This window comes from Mesorhizobium sp. M1E.F.Ca.ET.041.01.1.1, assembly GCF_003997355.1.
Taxonomy (GTDB): Bacteria; Pseudomonadota; Alphaproteobacteria; order Rhizobiales; family Rhizobiaceae; genus Mesorhizobium.
Window position 1 is genome coordinate 1 of sequence record NZ_RZSL01000215.1, and the last position, 9,209, is coordinate 9,209.

Annotated in this window: 8 protein-coding genes and 1 pseudogene; all 9 read left to right on the top strand. The window is 62.7% G+C overall.

Annotated features, from left to right (window positions below; all coding sequences use genetic code 11):
* The first annotated feature begins 339 nt into the window (after positions 1 to 339).
* Positions 340 to 1,530: an aminotransferase class V-fold PLP-dependent enzyme gene (locus EOA38_RS18435; RefSeq protein WP_127299884.1), complete on the top strand. Its 1,191-nt coding sequence runs from the start codon at positions 340 to 342 to the stop codon at positions 1,528 to 1,530.
* A gap of 10 nt (positions 1,531 to 1,540) precedes the next feature.
* A complete protein-coding gene (locus tag EOA38_RS18440) occupies positions 1,541 to 2,503 on the top strand; it encodes a CoA ester lyase (RefSeq protein ID WP_127299885.1) in 963 nt (320 codons plus the stop codon).
* Between the two features lie 19 nt (positions 2,504 to 2,522).
* Complete coding sequence (locus EOA38_RS18445) at positions 2,523 to 3,707, top strand: malate--CoA ligase subunit beta (RefSeq protein WP_127299886.1); 1,185 nt, start codon at positions 2,523 to 2,525, stop codon at positions 3,705 to 3,707.
* Between the two features lie 14 nt (positions 3,708 to 3,721).
* Complete coding sequence (sucD, locus tag EOA38_RS18450) at positions 3,722 to 4,621, top strand: succinate--CoA ligase subunit alpha (protein WP_127299887.1); 900 nt, start codon at positions 3,722 to 3,724, stop codon at positions 4,619 to 4,621.
* A 52-nt stretch (positions 4,622 to 4,673) separates the two neighbouring features.
* Positions 4,674 to 5,642 (top strand): D-glycerate dehydrogenase, encoded by a 969-nt coding sequence (locus EOA38_RS18455; RefSeq protein ID WP_126089986.1) that lies wholly within the window; start codon positions 4,674 to 4,676, stop codon positions 5,640 to 5,642.
* Complete coding sequence (locus EOA38_RS18460) at positions 5,642 to 6,946, top strand: DUF4147 domain-containing protein (protein WP_127299888.1); 1,305 nt, start codon at positions 5,642 to 5,644, stop codon at positions 6,944 to 6,946. The genes EOA38_RS18455 and EOA38_RS18460 overlap by 1 nt, the downstream gene beginning before the upstream one ends.
* Positions 6,947 to 7,133: 187 nt before the next feature.
* Positions 7,134 to 7,802, top strand: coding sequence for an XRE family transcriptional regulator (locus EOA38_RS18465; RefSeq protein ID WP_245480866.1), 669 nt, complete (start codon positions 7,134 to 7,136; stop codon positions 7,800 to 7,802).
* Positions 7,803 to 8,096: 294 nt separating this feature from the next.
* Positions 8,097 to 8,993, top strand: a complete 897-nt coding sequence (locus EOA38_RS18470; protein ID WP_126089983.1) for a glutamine amidotransferase — start codon at positions 8,097 to 8,099, stop codon at positions 8,991 to 8,993.
* 5 nt (positions 8,994 to 8,998) lie between these two features.
* A pseudogene (locus EOA38_RS18475) lies at positions 8,999 to 9,209 on the top strand (protein GlxC); the annotation flags it as partial.

The following is a 9,209-nucleotide window of genomic DNA, read 5'->3' on the forward strand; positions in this document are numbered from 1 at the left end:
AACTGGATGGAGGCCAACCGCTACATCAACATGGACGACCTGCGCGAGCACAAGAAGCTCGCTCTACGCCAAGCCGCATGACCAGCAACAGGGCCGCCCCTTTTTGCAGAACTTGACGCACACAACCCGTGTTTGCCGGTGCCATAGGCAAACTCGACAGCGCGCGGGTAGGGTCTGACCTATCCGATAGGCGCATCTGGGCTTCTGAAAGTGTGGGCTCGACCCAATGCCAGAAGGCTCATGGAATCTATCTGGACAGGTGTTGTGAGCGGATGGGCAATCTCGATGATGGTTCGGCAGGGCACTTTGTCTGCGAAGTCTTTCGGGAGGATCCTCTTTATGGCCGGCTTTACCCACCTTTTCATCCCAGGACCGACCAACATTCCCGAAGAGGTCCGGCAGGCCATGAACCTGCCGATGCAAGACATGCGCGCCGCCTCCTTCCCCAATCTGACGCTGCCGCTGTTCGAGGACATCAAGAAGGTCTTCAAGAACGAAACCGGCCGCATCTTCATCTATCCCTCGTCGGGCACCGGCGCCTGGGAAGCGGCGATGACCAACGTGCTCAGCCCCGGCGACCGGGTGCTGATGTCGCGCTTCGGCCAGTTCTCGCATCTGTGGGTCGACATGGCCGAGCGTCTTGGCTTCGAGGTCGACGTCATCGACTGCGAATGGGGCACAGGCGTGCCGCTCGACCTCTATGCGGAAAAGCTTCGGACCGACAAGGCGCATCGCATCAAAGCGGTGTTCTGCACCCAGAACGAAACCGCGACCGGCGTCACCAGCGACGTCGCCGGCTGCCGCGCCGCGCTCGATGCAACGAACCATCCCGCCCTTCTCTTCGTCGACGGGGTGTCGTCGATCGGCTCGATCGACTTCCGCCAGGAGGAATGGGGCGTCGACTGCGCCGTGAGCGGCTCGCAGAAGGGCTTCATGCTGCCGGCCGGACTCGGCTTCCTGTCGGTCAGCAAGAAGGCGCTCGCCGCGGCGCGGGTGGCAACCCACCGGCGCTGCTACTTCTCCTTCGAGGACATGATCCGCGCCAACGATACCGGCTACTTCCCCTACACGCCCGCCACGCAATTGCTGCGCGGCCTGCGCGCCTCGCTCGATCTCATCGCCGAGGAAGGCCTGGAGAACATCTTCGCCCGCCACCATCGCCTGGCGGAAGGCGTGCGCAAGGCGGTCGACGCCTGGGGGCTGAAGCTGTGCGCCAAGGCACCGCAATGGCATTCCGATACGGTGAGCGCCGTCCTGGTGCCGGAAGGCATCGACAGCGCCGAAGTCGTCAAGCGCGCCTACCGCGCCTACCAGACCTCGCTCGGCGGCGGCCTCAACAAGGTGGCCGGCAAGGTCTTCCGCATCGGCCATCTCGGCTGGCTGAACGAGGTGATGGTGCTTGCATCGCTCTCCGCCGCCGAACTGGCGCTGCTCGACTGCGGTGTCCGCCTGGCGCCGGGTTCGGGCGTGGCGGCCGCGATCGAACATTTCAGGCGCACCGCCGCGATGCCGGTCGCCGAGGCGGCGTGAGGAGCGGACGATGAGCCACACCATCAACCACCTCAAGAAACTGAGGCTGCAACGCAGCGAGCTCGCGGTTCCGGGCTCGAGCCCGGAAATGATCGACAAGGCGGCGAACAGCGCCGCCGACTTCGTCTTCCTCGACATCGAGGACGCGGTCGCGCCGCCCGACAAGGAGCGCGCCCGCAAGAACATCATCCAGGCGCTCAACGACATCGACTGGCGCGCCAAGGGCAAGACAGTCTCGGTGCGCATCAACGGCCTCGACACCCATTATATGTACCGCGACGTGGTCGACGTGATGGAACAGGCCGGCGACCGGCTGGACACGATCCTGGTGCCGAAGGTCGGCGTTCCCGCCGACCTCTATATGGTCGAAGCGCTGGTCAACCAGATCGAGATGGCCAAGGGTTTTAAGACCCGAGTCGGCCTCGAAGCCCTGATCGAGACGGCGCTCGGCATGGCCAATGTCGAGGCGATTGCCGCCACGCCCGGTCGGCTGGAGGCAATGCATTTCGGCGTCGCCGACTATGCCGCCAGCAACAAGGCGCGCACCGTCAACATCGGCGGGCTGAACCCCGACTATCCCGGCGACCAGTGGCATTTCGCCCTGTCGCGGATGACGGTCGCATGCCGAGCCTACGGCCTGCGCGCCATCGACGGACCGTTCGGCGATTTCTCTGATCCGGAAGGCTACACGGCGGCTGCGAGACGCGCGGCTGCCCTCGGCATCGAAGGCAAATGGGCGATCCATCCCTCGCAGATCGCATTGGCCAACGACGTGTTCTCGCCGCCGGAAAAGGAGGTCACGCGTGCCAGGCGCATCCTCGAAGTGCTCAAAGAAGCCGAAGCGCTCGGCAAGGGTGCCGCGGCACTCGACGGCAAGATGATCGACGCCGCGTCGGAGCGCATGGCGCGCAACGTGCTGGTGGTGAGCGAGGCGATCGAGCGCGCCGGTCAAACGCATAGCGCGGCGCATTGAAAGGTACCGGGAGGATAGAATGGACATTCACGAATACCAGGCCAAGGAACTGCTCGCCCGCCACGGCGTGCATGTGCCGCGCGGCGGCCTCGCCTACAGCCCTGAGCAGGCGACCTACCGAGCGCGCGAGATCGGCGGCTCGAAATGGGTGCTGAAGGCGCAGGTTCATTCCGGCGCCCGCGGCAAGGCCGGCGGGATAAAACTCTGTTCCAATGACGAGGAGATCTCCAACGCGGCCGAAGCCATGCTCGGGCGCAAGCTGGTGACCCAGCAGACCGGCCCGCGCGGCAAGCTGATCTCGCGCCTCTATCTCGAAGAGGCGGTCGACATCGCCCAGGAGCTCTATCTCGGCTTCGTGCTCGACCGCAAGGAAGAGCGCGTCATGATCGTGGCATCGGCCGCCGGCGGTATGGAGATCGAGGACATCTCCGAAAAGAAGCCGAATTCGATCATCCGCGCCACGGTCGATCCCGGCGTCGGCATGCAGGGCTTCCAGGCGCGCGAGATCGCCTTCGGCCTCGGGCTTGAAAGCAATCTGATCGGCAAGGCCACCGAAACCATCCTCGGCTGCTACCAGGTGTTCCGCGACTACGACGCCTCGATGCTGGAGATCAATCCGCTGGTGGTGACCCGCGACGGCAACCTGGTCGCGCTCGATGCAAAAATGTCGTTCGACGAGAACGCGCTGTTTCGCCGACCGGAAATCTCGGAGCTGCGCGACAAGAGCCAGGAAGACCCGCGCGAGACCTTCGCCAGCGACCGCGGCCTCTCCTATGTCGGCCTCGACGGCAATATCGGCTGCATCATCAACGGCGCCGGTCTCGCCATGGCGACGATGGACATGATCAAGATCGCCGGCGGCGAGCCGGCCAACTTCCTCGACATCGGCGGCGGCGCCTCGCCCGAGCGGGTGGCGAAATCCTTCCGCGCCGTGCTCGGCGACAGACAAGTCGAGACCATCCTGGTCAACATCTTCGCCGGCATCAACCGCTGCGACTGGGTGGCCGAAGGCGTCATCAAGGCGATCCGCGAGGTCGGCGTCGAGGTGCCGCTGGTAGTGCGGCTCTCCGGCACCAAGGTCGAGGAGGGACGCAAGATCCTGGCCGAATCCGGCGAGGCGGTAATCGTCGCCGACACGCTCGCCGAAGCCGCCGAAAAGGCCGTCGCCGCCTGGCGCGAAGCCGCCAAGAAAAAAGCAGCCTGAGGGAGGTCGAGAAAATGGCAATCCTGCTCAACCGCAGCACGCGCGTCATCGTCCAGGGTTTTACCGGCAAGATCGGCAGCTTCCATGCCGAGGACATGAAGCGTTACGGCACCAAGCTGGTCGGCGGCGTCACCCCCGGCAAGGGCGGCCAGACGCATCTCGGCCTGCCCGTCTTCAACACCGTCAAGGGCGCGGTGCGCGAGACCCGCGCCGAGGCCAGCATCGTCTTCGTGCCGCCGCCCTTCGCCGCCGATTCGATCATGGAAGCGGCGGATGCCGGCATCAAGCTTTGCGTGTGCATCACCGACGGCATCCCCTCGCAAGACATGATGCAGGTCAAGCGCTACATGCGCCGCTACCGCTTCGAGGACCGCATGCGCCTCGTCGGGCCGAACTGCGCCGGCGTCATCACGCCCGGACAGGCGCTGATGGGCATCATGCCCGGCAGCATCTATCTCCCCGGCCGCGTCGGCATCGTCGGCCGCTCCGGCACGTTGGGCTATGAGGCCGCCTCGCAGATGAAGGCGCTCGGCATCGGCGTGTCGACCAGCGTCGGCATCGGCGGCGATCCGATCAACGGTTCGTCCTTCAAGGACATTCTGGAACTGTTCGAGCAGGACGACGAGACCGACGCCGTGGTGATGATCGGCGAGATCGGCGGACCGCAGGAGGTCGAGGCTGCCGAATGGGCCAAGCACAACATGACGAAGCCGCTGATCGCCTACATCGCCGGGCTTTCGGCGCCGAAGGGGCGCCGCATGGGCCATGCCGGCGCCATCATCTCGGCCTTCGGCGAGTCGGCGCAGGAGAAGGTCGAGATCCTGAAGGAAGCCGGCGTCGTCATCGTGCCGACGCCGGCCGCATTTGGCTCGACCATCGCGAACGTGCTTGGGCAACGGAAAAAGGTTGCCTGACCGGTTCTGAAGCGGCGTTAACGATCATCCTTCCGTTGATGAGGGGATTCAGATGAGACCACGCGTCATAGTCACGCGCCGCTGGCCCGCGGCTGTCGAGCAGGTACTTGCTGAGCGGTTCGACGCAACGCTCAATCGGTATGATACGCCGCTGACTTCCAATGAGCTCAGGGCTGCGTTCCGGGATTTTGAAGCGATTTTGCCGACTGTCAGTGACAATTTGTCGGCGTCTGTCTTCCCTGAAACCAAGGTTCGAACCAAGGTCATTGCCAATTTCGGCGTCGGCTTCAGTCATATCGATATCGACGCTGCACGCAGGCACGAGATCGCCGTGACCAACACTCCCGGCGTGCTGACCGATTGCACTGCCGACATCGCCATGTGCCTGATGCTTTCGGTCGCTCGTCGGGCGGGCGAGGGCGAACGTCAGTTGCGCGCCGGCGAATGGCCCGGTTGGTGTCCGACGCACATGATCGGCTCGAAGGTCTCCGGCAAAACGCTTGGGATCATTGGAATGGGCCGGATCGGCAAAGCGACCGCCCAACGCGCGCGGTTCGGCTTCGGCATGAACGTGGTCTTTTACAATCGCTCGAAAGTGGACGACGAAGAAATCGTTGCCATGGGAGCCAGACAACTGTCGAGCGTGGAGGAGGTGCTGGCACAGGCGGACTTCGTGTCGCTTCACTGTCCTGGCGGCACTGAGAACCGGCACCTTATCAATGCTTCCCGCCTGGCTGCGATGAAACGTGGCGCCTTTCTCATCAACACCGCCCGCGGTGACGTGGTCGACCAAAACGCCTTGATCGAAGCGCTAAGGCGCGGCGAGATCGCCGGTGCCGGGCTCGACGTTTTTGACGGCGAACCTCAAATTCCAGAGCCGCTGAAGCATATGGAAAACGTCGTGCTTTTGCCGCACCTCGGCAGTGCTACCAAGGAGACCCGGGTGGCCATGGGAATGCAGGCAGTGGAGAATCTGGTCGCGTTCTTCGACGGGCGCCCGGTGCCGGATCGGGTCGTGTGATGAGCCTCGACAGCTCGGCTTCCTCCTGGGTTGAGCTGCGGATGCAGGCGTTCCAGCTGTTTCGCCAAGGCATTGCCGCATCCGATCCCGAGGCGGCGGTCGCGTCCGCCTTGAAAGCAAGAGAGTCCGACATCGCCGCCGCTCGCGGCGTCATCCTGATTGCCTTGGGCAAAGCGGCGTGCCTGATGACAGGGACGGCGCTGCGTTTCGTCGGGGACAAACTGCGCAGGGCGTGCGTGGTCACCAGTCGCGAAAACGTGTTGGACATCGAGGGTATTGAGGTCATTGTCGGCGGTCATCCGTTGCCTGACGAGGGAAGCCTCGAAGCCGGCAGGGCGATTGAAGAGGCCGTGAGCTCGGCGTCGCCTGAGGACCTCATGCTGCTACTGATTAGTGGCGGGGGCTCAGCCCTCGTCTGCGCGCCTGCGCCGGGTATTTCACTTGCCGATAAGGTGGCACTCAACGAAGCCCTGGTTCGTTGTGGCGCCGACATTTCCGAAATCAATGCTGTAAGACAGATCTTCTCAAGACTGAAGGGCGGGCGTCTCGCGGAACTGACCTCAGGCGCCAAGACGCTGTCGCTGGTGCTCTCGGACGTGCCCGGCGACGATGTCGCCACAATCGCTAGCGGGCCTACGGCAAAGCCCGCGACCGGTGTTTCCGACGCCGTCATTGTTCTTCGACGTCACAACCTGCTTGAGGTGCTTCCCGCGATTATGCGCAGGCAACTGGACGATCTGGTTGCTGGCGAAGATCGCGCATGTGCGAGCTTTGATCATGTCGAAAATGTCGTGATCGGCAGCAACGCCATCAGCCTGCAGCGCATGATGGATAGCGCCAAAGAGCGCTATTTCACGGTCATCAAGGCCGCCGACTGGCTGAACGGAGATGTTTCGGAGGCGGCCCACGCTCTTCACCGCCTCGCCCTGTTCACCGCGAGACACGAGGGGCCGGTGGCAATCGTCGCCGGAGGAGAGACGACTGTGAGGGTACGCGGAAGCGGGAGAGGCGGGCGCAACCAGGAACTGGCTCTTCGGTTTGCCCTTCTAGATGAACGACAACCGATCCGGCGTCCATGGGCCTTTCTCAGTGGTGGCACCGACGGTCGGGACGGACCGACAGATGCGGCGGGCGCCCTTGTCGATCCCGGATCAACAGAACGGATGCGCCGGCATGGCTGCAAGCCAGAAGCCCATCTGAGAAACAACGATTCCTACCCTGCATTGGCGACTTCAGGCGATTTGCTTTTCACGGGGCCCACCGGGACAAATGTCGCCGACCTGCAAATACTGCTGATGAAATAGCCAGCAGCCGTGGGCGCTCAGGCGTCGCCTTCTCGTCAATTATCCTGAGTTGTATCCTCAGCTAAAGATGTTTACTGTTGGTAAAATGAATCAACCAACGGCAGTGAACATGGCGACGGCTAAGGCGGGTAAAATGCAGGCGGTAAAGGCGGAGAAGAAGGGCGGCAAGGTGCTGACTCCGGTTAAAATGGCAGGACCGGTCACCCCGCCGCCACCGGCGCGTGGCAAGCCGCTCAGCCAGGATCCCCACGCCGTTCGCGACACGCGCGAGAACGTGCTCGAGGTTGCGATCGGCCACGAGGTTCGCGCCTTTCGCAAGAAACTGGGCATCACCGTTGCCGATCTCGCCGTCACCACGGGTCTTTCGGTCGGCATGCTGTCCAAGATCGAGAACGGCATCACCTCGCCGTCATTGACCACGCTGCAGGCGCTATCGCGCGCGCTGGGCGTGCCGGTGACTGCATTTTTTCGCGGTTTTGAGGAAGAGCGCAAGGCCGTCTTCGTCAAGGCGGGATCGGGCGTGGATGTCGAACGACGCGGTACGCGTGCCGGACACCAGTATACGTTGCTGGGCCATATCGGTTCGGATTCGAGCGGAGTTGTCGTCGAACCCTATCTCATCACGCTGACAGAAGACTCCGATGTCTTCCCGACCTTCCAGCATGACGGCATGGAATTCCTCTACATGCTGGAAGGCGAGGTCGTGTATCGCCACGGCAACAATCTTTACCGGATGACGCCGGGTGATAGTCTGTTCTTCGACGCCGACGCGCCGCACGGTCCAGAAGAATTGACGCATTTGCCGATGCGATATTTGTCAATCATCTCTTATCCCCACGGGCGCGGAAACGGCTGACGTAATCCGCCGTTCATTCCAACACTGGCTATGGACGCGTGGGCTGCGCAGGCGCCGTCGCGTGTCCAGCTTCGCGCGTCAAACCTACGCGCCGTCATCTGCCGCTCTTTGAGTTGCCCTGCGGCAGACGTCACGGATCTCCGCCAACCGGTGGCTTTCAACGCGAGGGTCCGGATCTTAACCGGTTCCTATGAGTTTGTGTTTTTCTAGAGGAAAAAAAAATTCATGACAGTTGAATTGCAGTGGGGAACCTGCTAGCCTCCATGTCAGGTAACAACCAATGGAGGTGACGGGATGTGTGGGATTGTTGGACTGTTCCTGAAAGACAAATCGCTTGAACCCAAGTTAGGCGCTCTGCTGTCGGAAATGCTGGTCTCGTTGACCGACAGGGGGCCGGACAGCGCCGGCATAGCTATCTATGACAGTGGAGCGGCCGGGCACGGCAAGATCACCATCCAGTCATCGACCCCCAAGGCTGATTTCGAAGGGCTCGAAGTCGAACTCAGCAAGAAGATCGGGGCCAAGGTCTCGTCGATCGTGAAGTCGACCCATGCCGTCCTCGATGTCCCCGCTGACAAGCTCGAGGAAGCCCGCGCTGCGATCGCCGAGCTACGCCCAAACGTGCGCCTCATGGGCGTCGGCGAGGCGATCGAGATCTACAAGGAAGTCGGTCTGCCGGCCGACGTGGTCAAGCGGTTCGACCTGGCCAGGATGGGTGGCAGCCACGGCATCGGTCACACACGCATGGCGACCGAGTCCGCCGTTACCACGCTGGGCGCGCATCCCTTCTCGACCGGCCCGGATCAGTGCCTTGTGCATAACGGCTCGCTCTCGAACCACAACAATCTTCGCCGCGAGCTGATCCGCGACGGAATGCGCTTCGAGACCGAGAACGACACCGAAGTCGCGGCCGCCTACCTCTCGTCCAAGATCGCTCACGGGCAGAATCTCGGCGAGGCGCTGCAAAGCAGCCTGGACGACCTGGACGGCTTCTTCACCTTCGTCGTCGGCACCAAGAACGGCTTCGGCGTCGTGCGCGATCCGATCGCCTGCAAGCCCGCTGTCATGGCCGAGACCGACCAGTATGTCGCCTTCGGTTCGGAATATCGCGCATTGGCGAACCTGCCTGGCATTGAGGAAGCCAGGGTTTGGGAACCGGAGCCGTCCACCGTCTATTTCTGGGAGCACTGAGGATCATGAATATTTCAAATGTTGCCACGGCGCCATCGCGTGAAGTGAGCTTTGCGCGGCGTGTCTTCGACCTCGGCAAAAATTCGCTTCGCGAGCTGAACCAGGCGCTGCACAATCTCGCCCCCGGCTCGAACGAGACCGCCTGGGAAGTGCTCAATCCGAAAGGCAGCCATTCGGTCGCCGTCGGCGTCGACCAGCCGGTCAGCATCGATGTGC